We start from the raw sequence: 20,534 nt of genomic DNA on the forward strand, positions 1-20,534 counted from the left end.
GCAGTTTAATCTATTGATATATAGGTATTATTTTAAATGAATGACGAAGATAGGTTAAATGGCTTTTCGTTCAATAGTTTGGGCAAATCAACTGAGAAAAAGTGAGGGTCCAGGTTCAGGCAGATACCTTTACCTTTGAGTCAGTGAGAAAAACCTACAACCAGCCGGATCGCTTCAAGCGTAAAAATAACAGCAAGCTGGCAAAGATGACGCCGCCGATCAGCAAGGGGTAGCTGTAAGTCCATTCCAGCTCCGGCATATGTTTGAAGTTCATGCCGTACCAACTAAATACCATGGTTGGAATTGCCAAAATTGCGCCCCAGCCGGCAAGCCGTTTAACCACTTCGTTTTGTCTGACGGTGACAAAAGTCAGATGCACATGCATGGCTGCGATCAGCATTTCGCGCATGCTTTCAATGGCGCGGTCAATCCGTTTGATATGATCGGCGATATCCCGAAAATACAATCGCACGTCTTTGGGGATGTCGACATTATGAAAATGCATCAAGACATTGCAAATATCTATCACGGGTAAAATCACGCCTTGCATTTGCAGCAATTCGCGTTTTAATTCGTACAAACCCTCCATGGTCTGAAGGCTGGGATGATGCTGAAAAATGGCCGATTCAAGTGTATCAAACCGTGTCTGTAGGCCTTCCAGCACCGGAACATAGTTGTCGACGATAAAATCCATGATGGCGTAAAGAGCAAAACCGGGGCCTTTGGCTAATTGAAGCGGTGACGCTTCGCAGCGTGCCCGGATTTTGTTGTGGCTTAATGTAGAGCCATGGCGAACCGTAACCAGAAAATGATTGCCGACAAAAAAATGGGTTTCCCCGAAATCGACACAGTCATCCCCGAGACTTGCGGTATGCAATACGATAAAAAGGGAATCGCCGTATTCCTCGATTTTTGGCCGTTGATGAGCGGACAGTGCATCTTCTACTGCCAGATCATGCAGCCCAAATTCTTCCTGAATCTTGCCGAGCAAAGCGGCATCGAGTTCGCGTAAGCCAAGCCATACAAATGTATCGGGCTGTTTGATCACTTCGCTAATGTCTTCGATGCCGATATCGCCTAAGCTGACACCTCGTTGATAAGCTACGCATTTCATAACCATGTTGTTATCGATAGTATCGTTCAAGAACAGTTTCCTATTGGTGGTTTGGCAGATGCTTGCGCAGTCTATTTTACAATCGATGGATTGTAACGTTAATGTAACTACTCGCCCACTTTGAATTGAGGGCGTAGGCGCTTGATTTCAAAAGACACATCAATACGTCCCTGTTACAGAAGCCTTTTCAATTAACTACCTACATCCAATAAAAGGCAGATACGCGTTAATTTCTATTGATGCTAATAATCCGGCAATTTCCCCTTTGGAAAAAGGGAAACGTAAGTTTTGCGAGGATGTTGGCAGCAGGGATGCTGCCGTCAAGCCCTCATGGATGGGTTTACGACGCTTCTTGCAAGGCTTACGGTACACCTCAAAGCTACAAAAAAGCTCAAACTGGAAATTGCTGAGCCGAAGAAACTCGCTGTTGGTATTAAAAGTAACAAACCGCCATAATGCAGCAATTCCCAGTTTGATGATAATAAAGGGTAGGCGTAAGCTTTGCGGGGATATCGGCAGCAGGGATGCTGCCGTCAAGCCTCCACGGATGGATCTACGGCGTTCCTCGCAAGGCTTTCGCCTACCCTCCAAGCCACATTAAAAGTTCAAACTGGCAATTGCTGGCCATAATGCAACGTCTTTACTTTTTATCAGGTTGGAGCATTAAAAGCTGCTATCGGTCTGTTTATCTCAACGAGGAACTGCATGAATAAGCCCTATCTGTCGAATCTACCCAAAACAGGAGTGCCCGGATTAATTGAACACTGGCGTACTGATTTACTGTCCGGTTTTCTGGTGTTTCTTATCGCTTTACCATTATGCCTCGGCGTTTCGCTGGCTTCAGGCTTTCCTCCATCGGCGGGCATTATCACGGCAATTGTCGGAGGTTTGCTGGTTTCCCGGATTAGCGGCTCACATCTGACGATTAATGGACCGGCTGCCGGACTGATTGTGGTGATTTTTGATGCAGTGCAAAAGCTGGGAGAGGGTGACGCACTGGCCGGTTACCGTTATACCTTGGCCGCGATTGTGGTTGCCGGCATTCTTCAGTTTTTGATGGGAAAATTCAGGTTGGGTCAGCTGAATGCCTTTTTTCCCGCATCGGTTGTCCATGGCATGCTTGCAGCAATAGGGTTGATCATTATCGCGACTCAAAGCCATGTCATGCTGGGTGTAACACCAGAACCGGGCAGCCTTTTTTCAACGATACTGCAGATTCCACACAGCTTATTCAGCATGAAACCGGAAATTGCCCTAATCGGCTTTTTAGGCTTGCTGATACTGATTAGCTGGCCGTTAATCAAGAGTAAAATTCCTTCGCCTGTCATCGTAGTATTGACAGGCATGCTGTTCGCCTGGCATTTCAATCTGGATCAGGATGCGGTGGAAAACGGCACAAGCTATTTGGTATCGATCTCCGACAATTTCACGGCTGACTTTTATGTGCCCGATTTTTCCAAACTGTTCAGTGTCGCCTTTTGGGAGGCCGTGATCACAATCAGTCTGATAGGGAGTATTGAAACTTTGCTAAGTACAACGGCTGTCGATAAGCTGGATCCTTATAAACGCAGTTCCGATCTTGATCGTGATTTAACCGCTGTTGGAATCGGAAATATTGTGGCCGGAGCAATAGGCGGTCTTCCAATGATAGCTGAAATCGTCAGAAGTTCGGAGAATGTCAGTCATGGAGCAAAAACCGGGTGGTCCAATTTTTTTCATGGCTTGTTGTTGTTACTGGTTGTCGTTTTGTTTCCTCACTTGATCAATAACATTCCAATGGCGTCATTGGCGGCGTTATTAGTCTATACCGGTTATCGTCTGGCTTCGCCTGCTACTTTTGCCAGTGTGCTGAATGTTGGCAAAGACCAGTTATTGATATTTGTAGTGACAATTATCGGGGTTTTAGCGACTGATTTATTGCTGGGGGTCGCGCTGGGGATAGTGCTCAAGTTGATGATTAATCTGTTTCGGGGCGTTTGGCTGCGTAATTTGTTCAAAATCTACTTTACGATAGAAGAACAATACCAGAATACGTTGATTTTCAGACTGCAGGGATCGGCGCTTTTTTCAAATTATCTGCAGTTAAAAAAAGCGCTGTTAGAGCTTGAATCGGGACAAACGATCATTTTTGATTTCACGGAAGGTTATCTGATTGATCATACCGTGATGGACTTTTTACATGATTTTATTCGCAACTATAAGGCTCAGGGAGGGCATTGCAAAATCGTCGGCAAAGCCTTGGAGACCTTCTCTGATCATGAGCTTTCTGCCAGGCTAATGACAGAAGATGACAGATAATGAATAAGCCAAGCTCAGTCGGCGAAAGACCCGCATCCCTGTTTGTCTTTTAGTCAGTCTTTGTGACACTCTGCAACATCCCTGTTGCAGAAGTCTTTTTATCAAACACCTCACTCAATAGCAGATACCAAAAAAGTGACTTTTAACCGCCCAGACGGGCTGCGTGTCGCTCGCGATTTTCTGCCCGCATGGCTTCACTTTTACGTAGCAAGACATACACAGCGCCAGAGCCGCCATGCTGTTTTTGAGCAGTATGGCAGGCCTGAACCTGTTTCAGTTCGGGAAGCCATTGGGCCAGATAACTTTTAAGCAATGTCCCGCTATTTCTTCCGTGACCAAAACTGATCAGAACACTGCGAATATTGCATTCCTCGCATTCATTCATGAACTGCAATAATTCGTCCCGGGCTTCTTTCGGAGACTTACGGATCAGGTTAAGAACGGCTTCGTGCGGATAGTGGCCCAGCCTGACGTTTTTGAAGACGCCTGTTTGAATGCCATCACGTTTATAGCTGATCCAGTCGTCGGCTTGCAGAGTGTTTCTCAATACTAACGATAAAGGACCCTGGATTTCCTGTGCTGAATACTGCGCTTTTTGATGCCGGTATTGTTGACCGGGTGTCGCCTCTTCCGGCTTTTTGAGCACTACTGTTTCATTCTTTTTGATAGGTATAACATCGTGCATGACATGCTTAAATAATTCCAGTTCTTGAGTCATCATCTGAAAAACCTCGTATGCAGTTGTCAGGGTTTAGAATAATTTATGATGCAAAAGTTTTCAATTTCCAGGTCTGCTGACCACAAAAACGCCAATAATCACCAGTACAGTGCCTGATAACTGTAACCATGAAATGGCCTCGTTTAAAAATACGTAAGCCAGTAATAGCGTCACGATGGGACCTATGGAACTGATGATTGATGCTGAACTGGCGCCGATTCTAAGTATGCCCGCATTCATGGCGTATGCCGGCAATACCGTGGAAAAAAGAGCCATCAGTATTACCAGCCAATATAGCTTGAATGGAAAATCGAGCAAATGTGTTCCGGAAGTCAGGCTAAAGTGAAGTAAAACCAGGAATCCCGCTATGCTCATGGTGTAGGTGGTAAATCGGGCCGAGCCTACTATTTTGATCATTGCGCCGCTACCCATGGTAAAACCGGCGAAAACAACGGCACTGCCTAAAACCAGTAAGGATCCAAACAACCAATCCGGGGTTTTGACGGTCAGGTTATCCGCAAAGACGCAGACCAGTCCGCCATAGCAAAACAGTAAAGCGAGAAATTCTCTGGTTTTGATCCAGCGTCTTTGCAATAACGCCGAAAACAGCACGACAAACGTGGGATATAAAAATAGCAACACGCGTTCCAGGCCGGCTGAAATGAACTGTAAGCCTTTAAAATCAAGGTAACTCGCCAAATAATAACCGGCGAAGCCCAACGCAAATAATTGAATGACTGTTTTTTTACTCAGCGATTGATTGGGCCTGTGTTTCTTTTGCTGCCAGAGGCCGATTAACAAAAAAATAGGCAAAGAAAACAGCATTCTTAACGCGAGCAGGCTGATGGCATCCAGTTGTCCGGAAACCTGATAGGCCGACTTTACAAATATCGATTTGGTGGAAAAGCCCAAGGCGCCCATCAGAACCAGGAAAATACCGGATGCGGCCGTGTTTTTAATTTTCAATGATTAGCCAGAATGTGCTGAAAGCATCGTGATGATTGTTAGTTTTAAAAGGTCTTTCGGCTTAGTCAGTTAGGTCTCCGTTACTACTGACACCGGATCACCTCTCTTCAATAGGCCACCGGCCAGTACTTGCGCCGTCATTCCGCCATGTCCTCTCATAGCATTGTAAGCGCCTTCGCCTAGCGCTGTTTCCATTCTGGAACAAGGATGGCATGCGCCTGTTACCAGCAGCACTGTATTGCCGATGGTTATTTTTCGCTGTTTAAGGGGCAGCAGGTTTAGGCCTTTAATCACTAAATTTCGGCGCAATTGTTCAGGTTCGACGGGTTTGTCCAATAATGCCGATAGCACAGCAAGATGCTCCCATTGAAATAAGGTCACCTGCCGGGTTCCTTTTTTACCGTTGTAGTGATCGCCGACAAGCCCGCAAGCAATATCTGCCTGTACCTCCTCAACCGGCACCAGCGGCATTTTTTTACCCGGTCTTAGCCCTATCCAGACCAGTTCTCCGTTTTTTGGATAAGCATTGGCAAGATTATTTATCGTTAACATTAAAGAGATATCCAAATTTAATCACGGTTGATTATCGTATCGGAAATGAGATGTTAGGCAAGGGTTCAGTTTCTATTAGATTATAATGAGAGCTGTTTTGTTTATAGTTAGACCTTGTTATGAAAGAAAATGATTGTTTGCGCCGGTTTTTATTTGAAGATTTTGGTATCAGAGGGGAATGGGTCAGGCTTGAGCAAAGTTGGTTAGCGATAAAACAACATCAGCAAGGGCCTGATCAGGTTGTTTTTATGCTGGGCGAGGCATTGGTTGCCGCGACGATGTTATCTGCCACGATAAAGTTCAAAGGTTCAATCATTCTGCAGGCTCAAGGCAACGGTCCATTTAAAACGCTGGTTGCTCAGGCATCTGATCAGCAGAAAATCAGAGGCCTGGTTCGTTCAGAAGCAGAAGTTCCGGCAGGTTCTCTGGAGCATTTGTTTGGCGATGGCCACCTTATCTTAACGATTAAAGCTGAAGCCAACGATCCTTATCAAGGCGTTGTACCATTAGTGGGAGAACGTTTAAGCGATGCCGTAGAGAGTTATTTTAAACATTCCGAGCAACTCAATACCCGGCTTTGGTTAAGCGCGGATGAGAACAGTGCCGTAGGTTTGTTATTGCAGGAACTGCCGGGTCAAAATCTTGATCGTGAGGATTGGAACCGGATTGAAATATTGGTAAATACGCTCAAGATGTCCGAATTGCATGAATTGGACTGTGAATCTTTATTATTCCGCTTATTTCATCAGGAAAAAGTTAAGCTTTATCCCTGCGAACCGGTTGAATTTGAATGCTCTTGTTCCGTTGAGAAAATTGAAAATACCTTATTTTCGATGGGGAAAGAAGAATTGGCCGGTATTTTGGATGAGTACGGTCAAATTGACGTGGACTGTGAGTTTTGTGGCAGGCGATACCGTTTTGACAGTATCGATATAGAAAACCTGTTTGCAAATTTAAAATTGTCCGGAGGTGCTTCGAATGCGAAACATTAACAAGAGCAATTACCCAAAAGCCCATCGTCTGGTTAGATTGATCAGCCTGTTAGTCATCATTAGCACCTTGACGGGCTGCCTTTACTGGCTCAGAGCCTTTCAAACCTATCAGCAGCTGGACGAGTTCGATAAACACTTTGGCATTGAAGTGGCTGATGAATTTTTGTTGAGTTTTAAAAAACCGATCATGTTCAGCGAAGACTTTATTTCTTTATCCGGGCTTCGTTCCAGCGAGGTGGATCAGGAAGACAATGGCAAACGCTGGCGCTATTGGTTTCATAAAGTGGACAAGAATAACAAGCTGATCGAGCCCGAAATAAAATTTTATTTTGACCTGCATTTTAATGCGTTGGACCAGCTTTATTCCTGGGGTTTCTCATCGTTATTTTTGCAAATTGCACCCCCTCAGTTTTTGGAAGTTTCGCTGCGGTCGTTAGCCGGAGCTGAAATTAATAAGGACAGCAAACAATTACGGGCCAATACCGACCATATCGATAAAATTTCCGCAGATTTACCTAAAAAAGCCAACGTTGTTAAGCAATTGGGAACGCCACTTGAAATAATCGATGACAAGGAAAATGAAATTTATGTGTATCATTTTTTGCTTGATTCATTAGGCATTAATAAAGGTTATGAAGACAGGGCTTTAAGCGTAATCAAATTAACATTTGATAAGTCAACCGATGAACTGATAAAAATGTCGGGGCGTTTTGCAGGGCTTAAAATTTCAATAAGCTATCGGAAATATATTGAGAATGTTGCTGCACATTCCTAGTGCTTATCGCCGCTATTTAAAATTTGCCCAAAAATAACTGCTTCGTAACTACTCGCCCGCTTGGAATTGAGGGTGTAGGTGATTGATTGAAAAGGCTTCTGCAACAAGGACGTATTTATGCGTCCTTTGAAATCAAGCACCTACACTTAAATTCTGCCCTACCTGAAAAATCAATATTCGGGACTTTTTTTCAAACCTATCTTCCGCCTTTGTGCCCGCCCATGCCGGCAAGCTAAAAGTCAGGGTAAAAGCCAATCCAGTCAAGGGTTACACGCCCTGTTTCGCTAATTTTAAGTATACACACCATGGATATCATATTTAAAGAATACGGCCGCGTTATCTGGCAGAAAAAAGGCTATTTTCTGTTGGCCTTGATCGCTCTGGGAGCGTCAGTCAGTATGGATGTTTATGTCTCGGTTTTTTATAAGAACATTGCCAATGGCTTGGCGCAGCCTTATTCGGAAAGTGTTTTTGAGACAGTCATACATAATCTCGGATGGGTTGCTCTTCTTTATGCCTGCATCTGGTTATCCTGGCGTTTTTTGGAAGTGGCCATTATTCCTTTGGACGGCGGAGGCGTTAATCTGCTGGAAAAACGTTGTTTCGAGGTGTTGAAAAAACAGAAATATGGCTTTTTTGAGAATCAATTTTCAGGCAGTCTAGTCAAGCAGGCAGGACGTTTCTCACGTTCATTCGAGATTGTAATGGACTGGTTTTTATTTCAGCTCTATCAAAACAGTCTCGCAGTTATAGTCTCGTTTGTTATTTTTTATCAGCAACAGCCGGAATTCGCTTTATATTTTTTAGTGTGGGTTATTGTTTTTGTCGGGTGGAGTGTTGTTTTTTCCTTGTGGAAACTGCGTTTTGATAAGGCTGTTGCAGAGGGGGATTCCAAGGTCGGGGGCGTTTATTCGGATGCGATCAGTAATATATCCATAGTAAAAAGTTTTGCGATGGAAGCCACTGAGCAAGCGCAGATTAATCAGGCTTCCGATGGGGTGTATAAGAAAAAGAAAATTGCCTGGATTTTGATGTTTATTTCCTTCGCCATTCAAGGAATGATGGCGTTGGGTATGGAATTGTTGCTGGTGTACCTGATGATTCAGAAGTGGAAAAAAGGCCATTTTGAAGTCGGCGAATTTGTGTTGTTTCAATCCATTTTTATGCTGCTGATTCATCGTTTATGGGATTTTGGCCGTAATTTCCGGACGTTTTTCAGTGCTTTAGCGGATGCTGCAGAAATGGCGGAGGTATTCAGATGCACTGATTTAGAGGTTGATGTAGAGGGCGCCAAGCCTTTGCAGATTAAGAAAGGTGAAATTCATTTTGATTCGGTTGATTTCAGCTATTCAGAGTCAAGCGAAGTCCGGTCCAGCTTATTTAAAGATTTTTCTCTTGAAGTGCGACCCGGCGAAAAAGTGGCTTTAGTGGGGCATTCCGGCTCCGGTAAAACCACATTGACGAAAATGTTGTTCCGTTTTGTTGATCCGCAAAAAGGTTCTTTAAAATTTGACGGAATGGATGCCAGAGCCTTTACACTGGAGTCTCTGCGGCGGCAAATTTCGTTGATACCTCAGCAACCGGAGCTGTTTCATCGTTCGGTCAGGGATAACATTACGCTGGGTCGGCCTGTGACCGATGCGGAGTTAACCGATGTGGTCAAAAAAGCGCAGTGTCTTGAATTTATTGAAAACTTTCCTGAAGGAATAGAGACGCTGGTCGGTGAGCGAGGCGTTAAATTGTCAGGCGGGGAGCGGCAACGCATAGCGATTGCCCGTGCATTTCTGGAGGATGCGCCTATTGTTGTGCTGGATGAAGCCACCAGTGCACTTGATTCCCTGACAGAGAAACAGATTCAAGTCGCTGTGTTTGAGCTGATTAAAAATAAGACAGCGATTGTCATCGCGCATCGCTTATCCACTATTTTACGAATGGATAGAATTGTTGTTATGGAGAAAGGCCGGATTATTGAGCAAGGCACACATCAGGGATTGCTTAAAATCCGGGGTAAATATTTTCAAATGTGGGAGCACCAGAGCGGTAGTTTTTTGTAAGTTGAACGCATGCTGATTTTAGCTATATCGATAATGAAACCGGATTTAAGCTTGTCTTGACTTGAAAAATCATTAAATTGTCCGTGTTACGTATTTGTTTATAAGTTACGCAGAAGATGTATCGAGAGTTCATTTATGTGCTGTGGGGGAAATGCCGACTTACTCAACTTTAATTTAAAGATTAATTTCGGTGAAATATGACAGCAGCATAACTATTTTTTAACTATATAAGGCAAACATTTATGAACACAGGGCAGTTAATATCCTATTTAATTCCGGTTTTTGGCTTTCTGGCCTTGATTTTTACCGTCATTCGCTCCGCTTGGGTTAAAAAACAAGATGCCGGGAATGAAAGAATGACGCGAATTGCCGGGTATATCGCTGATGGGGCGATGGCTTTTCTAAAAGCCGAATACCAGGTTTTAGCGGTATTTGTTGTAGTCATCGCCGTTTTATTGGGCTGGATGGGTTCTCGTTCCGCTGATTCCTCTTGGTTAATTGCTTTTTCATTCGTCTTGGGTGCGTTTTGTTCCGGATTGGCGGGTTTTTTGGGGATGCGAATAGCGACTCAAGCCAATGTAAGGACAACACAGGCGGCCAGAACCAGTATCGGTAGCGCCTTACAGGTGGCCTTCTCCGGTGGTTCCGTGATGGGCTTGGGGGTGGTTGGTCTCGGCGTGCTGGGTTTGAGTCTGTTGTTGATTTTTTATTCTTCTTTAGGATGGGACTTTAACCGAATTGTTACGGTCATCACCGGCTTTTCTTTTGGCGCATCATCCATTGCATTGTTTGCGAGGGTTGGCGGCGGTATCTATACGAAGGCGGCCGATATTGGCGCCGATCTGGTGGGTAAAGTCGAAGCCGGTATTCCCGAAGATCATCCGCTAAACCCTGCAACGATTGGCGATAACGTCGGCGATAATGTCGGTGATGTTGCTGGTATGGGTGCGGATCTTTTTGAATCCTATGTGGGTTCAATAGTGGGCACAATGGTCTTGGGAGCCGCGCTGATCGGTTCTGCCGGGTTTGAAATGAATAATGAATTTGGCGGGCTAAATGCTGCTTTATTGCCTCTTTTATTGGCGGGTGTTGGCATTGTTACATCGATTATCGGCACGTTTTTTGTGCGCGTTAAAGAGGGCGGTGATCCGCATAAAGCCTTGAATCGTGGCGAACTGGTTGCATCTGTCTTAATGCTGGGGGCTACCTATTGGATCACGTTGTGGATATTGCCGGCATCCTGGCAGACACCAACCGGGACTTATACTTCGATGGGGGTTTTTACGGCCATTATCATCGGTCTTTTATCCGGATTGGCGATTGGCTATGTTACCGAGTATTACACTGGAACCGGTACCCGTCCGGTTAAGCGGATTGTTGAGCAATCATTGACAGGTTCCGCGACCAATATCATTGCCGGATTGGGTGTTGGGATGCAATCAACCGCAATGCCAATCATCATTCTTGCGGCGGCTATTATCGGGGCCTATGAGTTTGCAGGGCTTTATGGTATCGCAATCGCGGCAGTGGGAATGCTGTCAAATACCGGCATTCAACTCGCGGTCGATGCTTATGGTCCCATTTCCGATAATGCGGGCGGTATTGCTGAAATGGCTTCGCTGCCAAAAGAAGTGCGTAAACGCACGGACAAACTGGATGCTGTCGGTAATACGACGGCTGCCATAGGTAAAGGTTTTGCGATAGGGTCAGCCGCTCTAACTGCATTGGCGTTGTTTGCGGCCTATATGACAACGGCTAAGATAACCAGTATCGATATTTCCAAACCTTATGTGATGGCCGGTTTGTTTTTGGGCGGAATGCTGCCGTTTCTGTTTTCGTCACTGGCCATGGGCGCTGTGGGCCGGGCGGCGATGGATATGATCAATGAGGTAAGACGCCAGTTTGCAACGATTCCTGAGCTTACGGCTGCGCTTGAAGTAATGCGTAAAAATGAGGGCAAGGAGCTTGAAGAATGGAATGAGGACGATCAGCTCATTTTTAACAACGCAGATGGCAAGGCGGAGTACAGCAAATGTGTTGATATTTCTACAAAAGCTTCAATCCGGGAAATGGTTGTTCCCGGATTGTTGGCGGTTCTGTCTCCTGTTGCAATTGGATTTTTAGGCGGTGCCGAAATGTTGGGCGGATTATTGGCGGGTGTAACGGTAAGCGGCGTATTAATGGCCATTTTCCAGTCCAATTCCGGCGGCGCATGGGACAATGCCAAAAAAATGATTGAAGAGGGCGTTGAAATTCAGGGTAAAACCTATCTAAAAGGGTCAGAGCCTCACAAAGCAGCAGTTGTGGGCGATACGGTAGGTGATCCGTTCAAAGATACATCAGGTCCTTCGCTTAATATTCTGCTGAAATTAATGTCAGTGGTTGCCTTGGTTATTGCGCCGATGTTGTAAATCGGCTAAGTCTGCCTTAGAAGCCTCGCTTGTTAATTCAATGCGGGGCTTTTTTTGCAATGAATAATGACGGGATGAGTCTGTTTTCTCAGAATCAGTATTGAACTCAGCAATTCCCAAATTGATAATTTCAGCGTCATTTTGGACAGGGAAAGGTCTTTCGAGGAACGCCGTGAAGCCTATGTGTGAGGGCTTGACAGCAGCATCTGACTGCCAAGGAGGGTGGAAATGCAGATTTTGTCCGGAATAAAAATCTGCCCTGCTGCCGACATCCTCAAAAAACTTCCCCCAGCCCTTTTTCCGCCTCAAATTGAGAATCGCTGGGGTTGAACTGTGACTGGATAGAGGGAAATGTTTCTGTTAAATTGCATATCAATGTCATTAAGCCTTTGAATTTAATTAATTATGAATTACGGTTTTTTGTCATTACTCGTTGAAGGATCCAGGGACGGATTAATTCCACGTTTCCTAAACTATAAAAATAATAATGAGGGGGAAGTTATGATGGCAACAGAAATAGTGGTGACTTGGGTCGGCGTCAGTGTCGTAGCCGTGGTTTCAGCATTACAGCTTGCAGTCAGTTTGATAGAAAAAAAACGCCTTAATCGAGAGATTAATGAGTTGAAATTAGTGGATGATAAAACGGCTCAACATGATGCGATTCGCAGAATAAGGTTGGCTTGGGGACATGATACCGGTGCGCTGCATTGGTCATTTGTCTTGCAAGCGTTATTTACCGTCATAGTATTTTCCTTGCTTCTTTGGTGGGGTATTTACTTAATGAATCAAATGTTTTACGAATGGGCCGCATTAAGTGTTAGTTTTGCTTTGTTAACAGTGAGTGTGACGCTTTTTGTATGGCAAGGGATCAAGTATAGGTCTGCGTGTCTGGAGAGTCTGAACGGTTCGGTTGACCTTGACGAACAATCAGATGAACCCGAGAGTGTAATTAAGGCTTCTCCGATTATCGAAGCCACCCGTTCAAACATCAATTCTGAGCCTGATTTATCTCAATCAGCACCGGCTAAATTGCCAGAAGATTCGGTATTAAGACGACACCATATGAGTTTGATAGTGAGTCAAATTGAGGATGAGTTGGGCGAAAGGCCCGTCGATTCAGTATTAGTGCGTCATTATGATCATCTCGTTCTTTCTGAATTAATGAGGCGTTTAGAGATAGAGGACCATACTTTTTTTTAGGTTAACGTTTCTGATGCGTTTCAATGCTAAGAAAAATTCGACAAGGTAGGGCGGGAGCAATGCCAAATTTGTGATTGAAAGGTATTGCTCCTTTTCATTATCCATGTGCTCATACAAACCAAGCACTAATGCGTTAATCTAAATAGGCAATGCCTTCCTATTGCAATAGTTTATTTCATAGATAACTACTATCGTTAATAGATTGTTTTTTAAAATACTTTTATTCTTTTGATTCAGGATATGGAAGTTTGTCAATTGACAATTGAAGATTTCTTGACAACTTAGAGTTCAATGAAACTCGTTTCATTTTTATACGGAGAAAAGTGAAAATGATAAGTTATCCTGAGCGGGTGAAATCGCCCTGTGTTGGTAATTGTTGTCTGAATGAATCAGACGTTTGTGTGGGCTGTTTTAGATCGCTACAGGAGATAAAAAGCTGGTCAGTTGCCGATGATCAATTGCGTCTTCAAATTATTATGAATACCCGAAACCGTGAGTACGCATCGACTAAAAGACAATTGATATTGACAGCGTGCGACAATGATTAAAAGGCAGATTGATAAGGCTTGTTTCCAAGACAATGCAGTATGGAATTAGATTTGTCAGGTTTAATTATTTTGGGCATCGGCCCAGGTCGATTTCAAATTTAGAGGGGGAGATATGAGTTTAGGTATGATTTCAAAGTTGCTTTTCTTTGTGTTGTGGCCATTTTTGTTGTTACTTATATATTACTTGTGGGATAAGGAGGGGTTTAAAAGAAAATATGAAGAATTGAAAAAAGATGGTTTCAATTAAGCAGATGTAAAATCCAAACAATGACAGCAAAAACGAAATATGATCAGCCATCCGAAGAAACTCGGGAGCAGGCCTTACAAATTGCAAAAGCAATCCAGAGGCCTGGCCAAACCAAAGAGCAGACTAAGCTTGTAAGCCAAGGCATTCAGAAAGGGATTGAAATTTATAAAAAACAGCAAAAAGCTAAAGCAAGAGAGTTAGATAAAAAAAGGAAAAAACCAACTAGCGTGACATCCGATGACTTTGATAAGAATACCAATAATGACATTCCTATTGTTATTTATAAGCAGAGCCTATTGCCTTGGATGCTTTTAGGCATTTCATGGTTGGCTGTGTTGTTGTTTTATCTGGCAGGGAATCAGTAAAATCTCCATAAACAGAGCATTGGGATAGGCCTCCCCAATAAAACTGTGTCAAATAACACAACTTAATAAGGGCCATTAGTTTACAGGCCGAACTCTAAAATCAGCTTCATCGAAACATAGATGACTAATCCTACCGCCAAGACATGAATTATAAACCTGTAAAAATTTTGATGCAGGTATCCAAAAAAACCGGGCATCTTTCCTTCCTTGATGAGTTGTTGATAAAGTTGCCGTTGAGTTATTGCCCTTTTGTCTTGGTAGTCATTTAATAAATGAGTCGCCTTATCAAACTGCAAGTCATCACGGACCCAGATAGCCGGCATTGAAATGCCCCAGTTTCCTGGTGGGGTTTCGTAATAATCAATATTATTTTCCTGCAATATCGTTCTGATGTCTTCCGCTTCATCATCCGGTACGTTCCTTAAAGAAAACAGTAATTTGCTCATGGATATCTGTTAATTCGATTTAAATTATTTTTCTATTCATATTCTGATGAAATAGAGGTGTATCGGCATTTTAATACGACAAGCCTGTTTACGTATTAAATAAACGGCCTGATTTTATGGGAATGCTCCGATTTTGACTGTTGAATCAGGCACTTGTTACTCTAGTTCTAAGGCAGAGTTGAAAATAAAATAGGTTAAATAACATATTTAAACTAGGTTATTTAACCTATTTTAGAGGTTTATTGTTTTCAGTGTGAATGTAAGTACATATAAAACAATGAGTTAAAAACTGGTATTAATCGTGCAAATAATAGGGAAATTGTTTATTAACAAACTTGAAATAAAGAGGTCAGAATAATGAGTCAGGATTTATCTCGTACTGTTGAAACAAGTAATACTGGTTCTTTACTAATAGGAACAGGTTTAGCTGTTGCGTCGATGATCTTGGTACCTGCCTTGGCCATGCGTTTGGGGTTGGGTGCAAGCCTTACAGGAGCGCTGCGTATTGCTTTAATGAAGGCGTCCAGTAAAGCGACAAATAGCAAACCGAAAATGTCTGCTTCTCAAGAATGCCATTGAACAGCTTTGCTTATTGCTTAAGGCATGACGAATAGAGGTTCTGGTTTTTTTTAAATCCTTGAAAATTGGTTCTCTTGGTTGCTAAGAATTTTAGTAAACCCGCTCAAGCGTTTATGAGCGGGTTTTTTTATGGGATAGAGATTTGGACTGGCACAAAATGCCGGTTGTGAGAGTGTATGTCTTTTGTTAATATCCCTTGTGTTATAAGAAGGCTGAAGAAATAAAAATGAACGATACTAAGCAAGTTTGCGATCTCTGCGGATTAACTGTCGAAACGCCCGGGTTTACACTTAAAACAACGGAAGGCGATAAAGCGTTTTGTTGCGAGGGGTGCAAAGGTATTTATCAAATGCTTCACGAAGATCAAATTTTGCCGGACTCGGAACAAGTTTAATTTGGCGCTGCTACTTATATAAATTGTTAAGGAAAATAAACTATGAAACATGCTCACGGTGGTAATTCAATGTCAAAAGAAATAGTTAAGGGTTCAATGGCTTCTGCTACGGTATATAGCGGTGGTAAGTTGTTAAGCAATGCTGCGAAACACCCTGTTATTGTCTTCGGTCTAGGTGTTGTAGCGGGTTACCTGGTTTACAAATACCGCAAAGAAATCGTCTCTGGGGCAACAAAAGCGGTGGATGCCGGTAAAGATTTTGTTCTACATCAAAAAGAAAATCTTGAAGACTTAGTGGCTGAAACTAAAGAATAAATGTTGAGTTTTAACCCTTTTTCGTGATTCACGGGAAAATGAATAGTTATAAACGGGTGCTTTCTTGTTAGATTGAACAGAGCACCCGTTTTTATTTTTATATTTGCTGAAGTTTTTATGGCTATTCAAAAAGAGTTTGTGTTGCGTTATCAGGAAGAGGGGCATGTTCGTTTTGGTGTGCCGGAAAAAGTATGTAATAAGGAAGTTGCTGAAACCTTAATAAAGGCAATCAGAGCTATCGATGGTGTTTACAGAGTTAACCTGTATCGAAACCAAAAAAAATTATCCATCCGTTTTCATGCTTCCGTATGCGAATTTAAATCTTTGGCAAAGCAGCTTTTTGAGATTCTCGCAAATCTTGAAAAAAAAGGAGCGCTAGTTGCCTCGCCCAGTCTACGCGGACCTGCTTTCTTAAATAGAAAGGTTAAAACGAACAGGTTTTCCCCTTTATCATGGATTAAAGAAAAGATAAACAACACCAAGGAAACGGTCCATGCCGCTAGAGTGTTAACAAGGGTTACTTTAAAAAAGCCAAAGTCGTTCATCAATGATCCTGAAAAAGCGGTTGTTGATTTCCTTAATGATATTCTGGTGCTTTTCCTCATCAAATTACACTGGCAAAACATAACGCAACAATGGATTGTAAAACCATTTAAGTATCGCTATGAGTGGATGGCGCTTTTTTATATGTTTTTTCTTCTGATTAGATCGCGTAAAGCTAAATAAGCTGTGTTTGCGATGTGTTTTATTATCTCTTGAATTAGCTTTAAACACGTTCCTTGGCCCTGAACAAAAGATTAATAGTATGGGCTCTATATTTTCCTGAATGGTTGCAAGTGAAATGGATATGGATACACCCGCAGTTATGCCTAAAAACTTTCGACTGGTTCATCAGTTGACCAGACGTATCAGAATTATATCTCCGGTTCTTAAAAATGATCAGGAACGCAGCTATATCTTCGAAATCCTTATAAAAAAGCGGCCTGAAGTAAAGTCTGTCAGGTCGGTTTATGCATTAGGCTCAGTGGTTATTGAGTTCGATCCTGCCAGTTTGCCAAAGAAAAACTTATTGATACTGATAGATGCAATTCTTGGAAATGTTGCGCATAAGCAATCGGCTCAGCAAAAGCAGGCGGGAAAAATATTTGATGGTCCCGAGCATGAAATTGATTTGGCAATAGAAGGCATGACGTGCGCATCTTGTGCTTTGTTGATTGAAATGGTGCTAAAAAGAGATTCGCGAATAAAACGGGCCAGTGTGAATTTTGGCACGGAAACACTGACTGTTCATGGGCAGCTGAATAAAGTAGATGTGTCGGCAAAAGTAGAGACATTAGGTTATAAGACCTATTCCGTCGATACTTTGTCACAACGAAAGATACTCATTGAAAAGGAGCAACAGCGAATCCTTGTCGCTCGCCGCCGTTTTATCTGGTCGGCAATTTTGAGTACCCCCGTCATTGTTACTGGGATGGCCATGACTTCATCGCGTCCGCTGCATTGGATGCAGTTCCTGTTAACTACACCTGTGGTTTTTTGGTCCGGTGGCCAATTTTTTATAAAAGCATGGCGTCTGGCAAAACAGCGGGCGGCTAATATGGATTCGCTGATTGCCTTGGGTGTGGGTTCGGCTTACGGTTACAGTCTGCCTGCATTATACAGGCAAAGAGGACATCTTTATTTTGAAGCGGGCGCGGCGATCATTACCTTTGTTTTGCTCGGCCGATATCTTGAAGAGCGGGCAAAAGGAAAGGCCGGAGAGGCCATCAGGAAATTGGTTGACTTGCAGCCGCAAACAGCAACGCTGCTTAAAAACGGTGAGGAAACAATAGTACCGGTTGATGATGTTGTTATTGACGATGTTCTGCTGGTGCGGCCGGGCGAAAAAATTCCAACAGACTGCATAGTAATCTTTGGCGTGTCTACAGTTGATGAGTCCATGGTTACCGGAGAAAGTTTGCCCGTAGTAAAAGAAACGGGGCATAAGGTGATTGGTGGCTGTGTCAATGGTAATGGTGTTTTGCGAGTCCGTGCAACCGCAGTAGGCATGGATACGGTGCTTGCCGGTATCGTTCACATGGTCGATCAGGCACAGTCCACCAAACTGCCGATCCAGAAACAAGTCGATAAAATTTCCGCTGTATTCGTTCCATCGGTCATGCTGGTTTCAGGATTGACTATGGCGGGATGGTTATTAGCTGGAGCGCCATTCTCTTTTGCATTTGGCAATGCGATAACAGTTTTGCTTATTGCTTGTCCGTGCGCTCTTGGACTGGCGACTCCCGCAGCAATTATGGTTGGAACCGGGCAGGCAGCAAGAGAAGGTATCTATATCCGCAACGGAGAAAGCCTTGAAACAGCTGCAAAATTAAACGCTATTGTTTTTGATAAAACCGGAACAATTACAGAAGGTAAGCCAAATGTTGCGGCTATTGTTAATTTGTCCGAATTTGATCAATCAGAAGTAATTATGCTGGCAGCATCTGCCGAACACAGTTCTGAGCATTTTCTCGGTAAGGCTATAGTTACTTATGCAAAGGAGCATGCAATTCAGCTTAAGGATGTAGCAAGTTTCGCCAGTGAAACAGGCAGAGGTATTGAAGCTTTTGTTGATGAAAAAAAGCTTGTCTTGGGGAATAAAGCCTGGCTGGTTGAGAAAGGGCTGCGGGTTGATAGGCTTTTAGAAGCGGCCGGCCAGTTTTCTGCAAAAGGAATGACGCCGGTATTTATGGCGATTGACGGCCTAGAAGCTGCCTTATTCGCAATTGCAGATAAGCCCCGGATTCAATCCCATGACGCAATAGCAAAGCTCAAAAAAATGGGCATCAAGACATTAATGGTTACAGGTGACACCGAAAAAACAGCAAATTACATTGCAGGCAAAGTAGGAATAGAAACTGTTATCGCAAATGCCAAGCCGGAGGATAAGCTCGCTATTATTCGACAGTTACAAAAAGAAGGTCAAAAAGTTGCAATGATAGGCGACGGCATTAACGATGCTCCTGCGTTGGCGGCGTCAGATGTGGGTTTTGCAATAGGAACAGGAACTGATATTGCCATTGAATCGGCAGATTTGACGCTGGTAAGTGGCGACATCTCAAAAGTGACATCGGCTATCCAATTAAGTACCGATACGATACGTATCATCAAACAAAATTTATTTTGGGCATTTGGTTATAACACCATTGCTATCCCGGTTGCTGCTATAGGCAAACTTAATCCCATGATCGCATCAGCTGCGATGGCCTTAAGTTCTGTATCAGTTATAGCTAATTCACTGCGATTGAATAAAAAATAGAGGCACAAATGGATCATTCGACGATGGATCACAGTATGCATGTCGCTGGGATGGTTGGCGGATTTGACTACGGATTGGCATTTGTTGCCGGAATACTGGGCAGTGGTCATTGTTTAGGCATGTGCGGAGCCTTAGTGTCCGGCTATTTTATGAAAGCAGGCCCCAATAGAAGTTACTTGCCGTATTTTGCTTATCAATTAGCCCGCATCTCGATATATACAATGGTAGGTTTCGCTGCCGCGGCTTTAGGGGTTGTTCTGGTATCAAGCGGTCTGTTTGGGAAGATGCAGAGTATTTTGCAAATGTTCATAGGATCGGTTGTCATTTTTCTGGCTTTAGGGATACTAGGCTGGATACCTTTTCAGGGTTCAATCAAATTAATCCCAATGGGTGTGCTTAGAAGGGGCTATGCAACCGCAAATACAAGAGGTCCTATAATAGGCGCCTCTATTGCAGGTGTGCTGAACGGACTTATGCCGTGCCCGTTGACATTTGCAATGGCTGTCCAAGCTACATCTGCGCCTTCGATTGGGGAGGGTGGATTGCTGATGCTGACTTTTGGGGCTGGAACTTTGCCTATGATGCTCTTTATCAGTATTGCGTTCGGCAAAATTAGTGCTCGTTTTCGAGGGTTAATGATGAAGTCGGCTGCTCTGATTATGATTATCATGGGAGCCAATACCATATACATGGGCTTGTCTTTTTATGTGCAGGAAAACTTTGGTCAGCATTCATTTTTGCATCATCTAAAAGATGAAATAGATGGGCTTATTCTTTTTTTAAAAGAATTTGTAAATTATTTAGTCGGCATGATGGATTCATTGCAGGAAAATTAAGTTCTCAATTGGTGGATAAGCGATGCAAAATGATGATCAAATTGTAGAGTTGCAAATCAAAATAGCCTTTCAGGAAGATCTGATTCAGGAATTAAATGAAACTGTAATTTCTCAACAAGCTCAGATAGACAGGTTAAATAAAGCGTTTAGCATGATCAATGATCGAATTACCTCGGTCTGTGAAGAGATAGGTTATGTTAATCAAGGCGAGGAAATCCCGCCGCATTACTGAACACAGAGAGTCGTTGTACGCTTTGTTTTGTCAATCCAAAGAAAGATCAAAATAAAAGCTTGACAGAGTAAATAAACATTGTAGAATGTGCAGCTCTTCAGCGGTCAGGACGACGGTGAGGGGTCAGGGAGGGAAGAAAAGCCAAACAAGGTGTTGACAACGAAAAACGAGTCTGTATAATAGTCAGGCTAAAC

At 43.3% G+C, this 20,534-nt stretch carries 21 protein-coding genes; 15 read left to right on the forward strand and 6 right to left on the reverse strand.

Translation table 11 applies throughout. The features are described from left to right. Positions 1-154: 154 nt before the first annotated feature. On the reverse strand, positions 155-1,144 hold the full coding sequence (corA, locus tag Q7V32_RS03860; protein ID WP_304895669.1) for a magnesium/cobalt transporter CorA: 990 nt from the start codon (positions 1,142-1,144) through the stop codon (positions 155-157). Positions 1,145-1,819: 675 nt separating this feature from the next. Between corA and Q7V32_RS03865 the strand changes: the two genes are divergently transcribed. Then, positions 1,820-3,412, forward strand: coding sequence for a SulP family inorganic anion transporter (locus tag Q7V32_RS03865; protein ID WP_304895670.1), 1,593 nt, complete (start codon positions 1,820-1,822; stop codon positions 3,410-3,412). A 142-nt stretch (positions 3,413-3,554) separates the two neighbouring features. Here Q7V32_RS03865 and smrA read toward each other — a convergent pair whose 3' ends face one another. From smrA to Q7V32_RS03880, 3 genes are all read right to left on the reverse strand, one after another. Next, on the reverse strand, positions 3,555-4,133 hold the full coding sequence (gene smrA / locus Q7V32_RS03870; protein ID WP_304895671.1) for a DNA endonuclease SmrA: 579 nt from the start codon (positions 4,131-4,133) through the stop codon (positions 3,555-3,557). Positions 4,134-4,190: 57 nt separating this feature from the next. Beyond that, positions 4,191-5,096: a DMT family transporter gene (locus Q7V32_RS03875; protein ID WP_304895672.1), complete on the reverse strand. Its 906-nt coding sequence runs from the start codon at positions 5,094-5,096 to the stop codon at positions 4,191-4,193. 69 nt (positions 5,097-5,165) lie between these two features. After that, complete coding sequence (locus Q7V32_RS03880) at positions 5,166-5,648, reverse strand: MOSC domain-containing protein (protein WP_304895673.1); 483 nt, start codon at positions 5,646-5,648, stop codon at positions 5,166-5,168. Positions 5,649-5,767: 119 nt separating this feature from the next. Here Q7V32_RS03880 and hslO point away from each other — a divergent pair, with 119 nt between their 5' ends. The 4 genes from hslO (at position 5,768) to Q7V32_RS03900 (ending at position 11,880) form a co-directional block, all read left to right on the forward strand. Then, positions 5,768-6,640: an Hsp33 family molecular chaperone HslO gene (gene hslO, locus Q7V32_RS03885; RefSeq protein ID WP_304895674.1), complete on the forward strand. Its 873-nt coding sequence runs from the start codon at positions 5,768-5,770 to the stop codon at positions 6,638-6,640. Then, positions 6,627-7,415 carry a hypothetical protein gene (locus Q7V32_RS03890; protein ID WP_304895675.1) on the forward strand — a complete coding sequence of 263 codons (789 nt, stop codon included), beginning with the start codon at positions 6,627-6,629 and terminating at the stop codon, positions 7,413-7,415. The genes hslO and Q7V32_RS03890 overlap by 14 nt, the downstream gene beginning before the upstream one ends. 305 nt (positions 7,416-7,720) lie before the next feature. After that, the gene (locus tag Q7V32_RS03895) at positions 7,721-9,469 is read left to right on the forward strand and encodes an ABC transporter ATP-binding protein (RefSeq protein WP_304895676.1); all 1,749 of its coding nucleotides are present in this window, start codon (positions 7,721-7,723) and stop codon (positions 9,467-9,469) included. 242 nt (positions 9,470-9,711) lie between these two features. After that, on the forward strand, positions 9,712-11,880 hold the full coding sequence (locus tag Q7V32_RS03900; protein WP_304895677.1) for a sodium-translocating pyrophosphatase: 2,169 nt from the start codon (positions 9,712-9,714) through the stop codon (positions 11,878-11,880). Here Q7V32_RS03900 and Q7V32_RS03905 read toward each other — a convergent pair. After that, positions 11,845-12,189: a hypothetical protein gene (locus Q7V32_RS03905; RefSeq protein WP_304895678.1), complete on the reverse strand. Its 345-nt coding sequence runs from the start codon at positions 12,187-12,189 to the stop codon at positions 11,845-11,847. The genes Q7V32_RS03900 and Q7V32_RS03905 overlap by 36 nt on opposite strands. A 96-nt stretch (positions 12,190-12,285) precedes the next feature. Here Q7V32_RS03905 and Q7V32_RS03910 point away from each other — a divergent pair, with 96 nt between their 5' ends. The 3 genes from Q7V32_RS03910 (at position 12,286) to Q7V32_RS03920 (ending at position 14,240) form a co-directional block, all read left to right on the forward strand. Then, the gene (locus tag Q7V32_RS03910; protein ID WP_304895679.1) at positions 12,286-13,080 is read left to right on the forward strand and encodes a hypothetical protein; all 795 of its coding nucleotides are present in this window, start codon (positions 12,286-12,288) and stop codon (positions 13,078-13,080) included. 329 nt (positions 13,081-13,409) lie between these two features. Then, positions 13,410-13,628, forward strand: coding sequence for a DUF1289 domain-containing protein (locus Q7V32_RS03915; RefSeq protein ID WP_304895688.1), 219 nt, complete (start codon positions 13,410-13,412; stop codon positions 13,626-13,628). A 267-nt stretch (positions 13,629-13,895) separates the two neighbouring features. Further along, a complete protein-coding gene (locus Q7V32_RS03920) occupies positions 13,896-14,240 on the forward strand; it encodes a DUF2956 domain-containing protein (protein WP_304895680.1) in 345 nt (114 codons plus the stop codon). Positions 14,241-14,320: 80 nt separating this feature from the next. Here the strand turns inward: Q7V32_RS03920 and Q7V32_RS03925 are convergent, their stop codons facing one another. Further along, complete coding sequence (locus Q7V32_RS03925; RefSeq protein WP_304895681.1) at positions 14,321-14,686, reverse strand: DUF6164 family protein; 366 nt, start codon at positions 14,684-14,686, stop codon at positions 14,321-14,323. 357 nt (positions 14,687-15,043) lie between these two features. On the opposite strand from Q7V32_RS03925, the gene Q7V32_RS03930 reads away from it, so the two are divergent. From Q7V32_RS03930 to Q7V32_RS03960, 7 genes are all read left to right on the forward strand, one after another. Continuing rightward, positions 15,044-15,265 (forward strand): hypothetical protein, encoded by a 222-nt coding sequence (locus Q7V32_RS03930; protein ID WP_304895682.1) that lies wholly within the window; start codon positions 15,044-15,046, stop codon positions 15,263-15,265. 226 nt (positions 15,266-15,491) lie between these two features. Further along, complete coding sequence (locus tag Q7V32_RS03935; protein ID WP_159658365.1) at positions 15,492-15,659, forward strand: heavy metal translocating P-type ATPase metal-binding domain-containing protein; 168 nt, start codon at positions 15,492-15,494, stop codon at positions 15,657-15,659. A 42-nt stretch (positions 15,660-15,701) separates the two neighbouring features. After that, entirely contained in the window at positions 15,702-15,974 is a 273-nt protein-coding gene (locus Q7V32_RS03940) for a hypothetical protein (protein ID WP_304895683.1), read from the forward strand. 117 nt (positions 15,975-16,091) lie between these two features. After that, complete coding sequence (locus Q7V32_RS03945) at positions 16,092-16,700, forward strand: hypothetical protein (protein ID WP_304895684.1); 609 nt, start codon at positions 16,092-16,094, stop codon at positions 16,698-16,700. A 115-nt stretch (positions 16,701-16,815) separates the two neighbouring features. Further along, positions 16,816-19,272 carry a heavy metal translocating P-type ATPase gene (locus tag Q7V32_RS03950; RefSeq protein WP_370691413.1) on the forward strand — a complete coding sequence of 819 codons (2,457 nt, stop codon included), beginning with the start codon at positions 16,816-16,818 and terminating at the stop codon, positions 19,270-19,272. An 8-nt stretch (positions 19,273-19,280) separates the two neighbouring features. After that, positions 19,281-20,108, forward strand: a complete 828-nt coding sequence (locus Q7V32_RS03955) for a sulfite exporter TauE/SafE family protein (protein WP_304895686.1) — start codon at positions 19,281-19,283, stop codon at positions 20,106-20,108. Between the two features lie 22 nt (positions 20,109-20,130). Beyond that, positions 20,131-20,340 (forward strand): SlyX family protein, encoded by a 210-nt coding sequence (locus Q7V32_RS03960; RefSeq protein ID WP_304895687.1) that lies wholly within the window; start codon positions 20,131-20,133, stop codon positions 20,338-20,340. The last annotated feature ends 194 nt before the right edge of the window (positions 20,341-20,534 follow it).

This window comes from Methylicorpusculum sp. (assembly GCF_030651835.1).
GTDB lineage: Bacteria > Pseudomonadota > Gammaproteobacteria > Methylococcales > Methylomonadaceae > Methylicorpusculum.

Coding starts and splice junctions, on each gene's coding strand:
- Q7V32_RS03865 (WP_304895670.1), top strand. CDS start 1,820: ATGAATAAGCCCTATCTGTCGAATCTACCCAAAACAGGAGTGCCCGGA.
- smrA (WP_304895671.1), bottom strand. CDS start 4,133: ATGATGACTCAAGAACTGGAATTATTTAAGCATGTCATGCACGATGTT.
- Q7V32_RS03880 (WP_304895673.1), bottom strand. CDS start 5,648: ATGTTAACGATAAATAATCTTGCCAATGCTTATCCAAAAAACGGAGAA.
- hslO (WP_304895674.1), top strand. CDS start 5,768: ATGAAAGAAAATGATTGTTTGCGCCGGTTTTTATTTGAAGATTTTGGT.
- Q7V32_RS03890 (WP_304895675.1), top strand. CDS start 6,627: ATGCGAAACATTAACAAGAGCAATTACCCAAAAGCCCATCGTCTGGTT.
- Q7V32_RS03895 (WP_304895676.1), top strand. CDS start 7,721: ATGGATATCATATTTAAAGAATACGGCCGCGTTATCTGGCAGAAAAAA.
- Q7V32_RS03900 (WP_304895677.1), top strand. CDS start 9,712: ATGAACACAGGGCAGTTAATATCCTATTTAATTCCGGTTTTTGGCTTT.
- Q7V32_RS03910 (WP_304895679.1), top strand. CDS start 12,286: ATGAATTACGGTTTTTTGTCATTACTCGTTGAAGGATCCAGGGACGGA.
- Q7V32_RS03915 (WP_304895688.1), top strand. CDS start 13,410: ATGATAAGTTATCCTGAGCGGGTGAAATCGCCCTGTGTTGGTAATTGT.
- Q7V32_RS03920 (WP_304895680.1), top strand. CDS start 13,896: ATGACAGCAAAAACGAAATATGATCAGCCATCCGAAGAAACTCGGGAG.
- Q7V32_RS03925 (WP_304895681.1), bottom strand. CDS start 14,686: ATGAGCAAATTACTGTTTTCTTTAAGGAACGTACCGGATGATGAAGCG.
- Q7V32_RS03930 (WP_304895682.1), top strand. CDS start 15,044: ATGAGTCAGGATTTATCTCGTACTGTTGAAACAAGTAATACTGGTTCT.
- Q7V32_RS03935 (WP_159658365.1), top strand. CDS start 15,492: ATGAACGATACTAAGCAAGTTTGCGATCTCTGCGGATTAACTGTCGAA.
- Q7V32_RS03940 (WP_304895683.1), top strand. CDS start 15,702: ATGAAACATGCTCACGGTGGTAATTCAATGTCAAAAGAAATAGTTAAG.
- Q7V32_RS03945 (WP_304895684.1), top strand. CDS start 16,092: ATGGCTATTCAAAAAGAGTTTGTGTTGCGTTATCAGGAAGAGGGGCAT.
- Q7V32_RS03950 (WP_370691413.1), top strand. CDS start 16,816: ATGGATATGGATACACCCGCAGTTATGCCTAAAAACTTTCGACTGGTT.
- Q7V32_RS03955 (WP_304895686.1), top strand. CDS start 19,281: ATGGATCATTCGACGATGGATCACAGTATGCATGTCGCTGGGATGGTT.
- Q7V32_RS03960 (WP_304895687.1), top strand. CDS start 20,131: ATGCAAAATGATGATCAAATTGTAGAGTTGCAAATCAAAATAGCCTTT.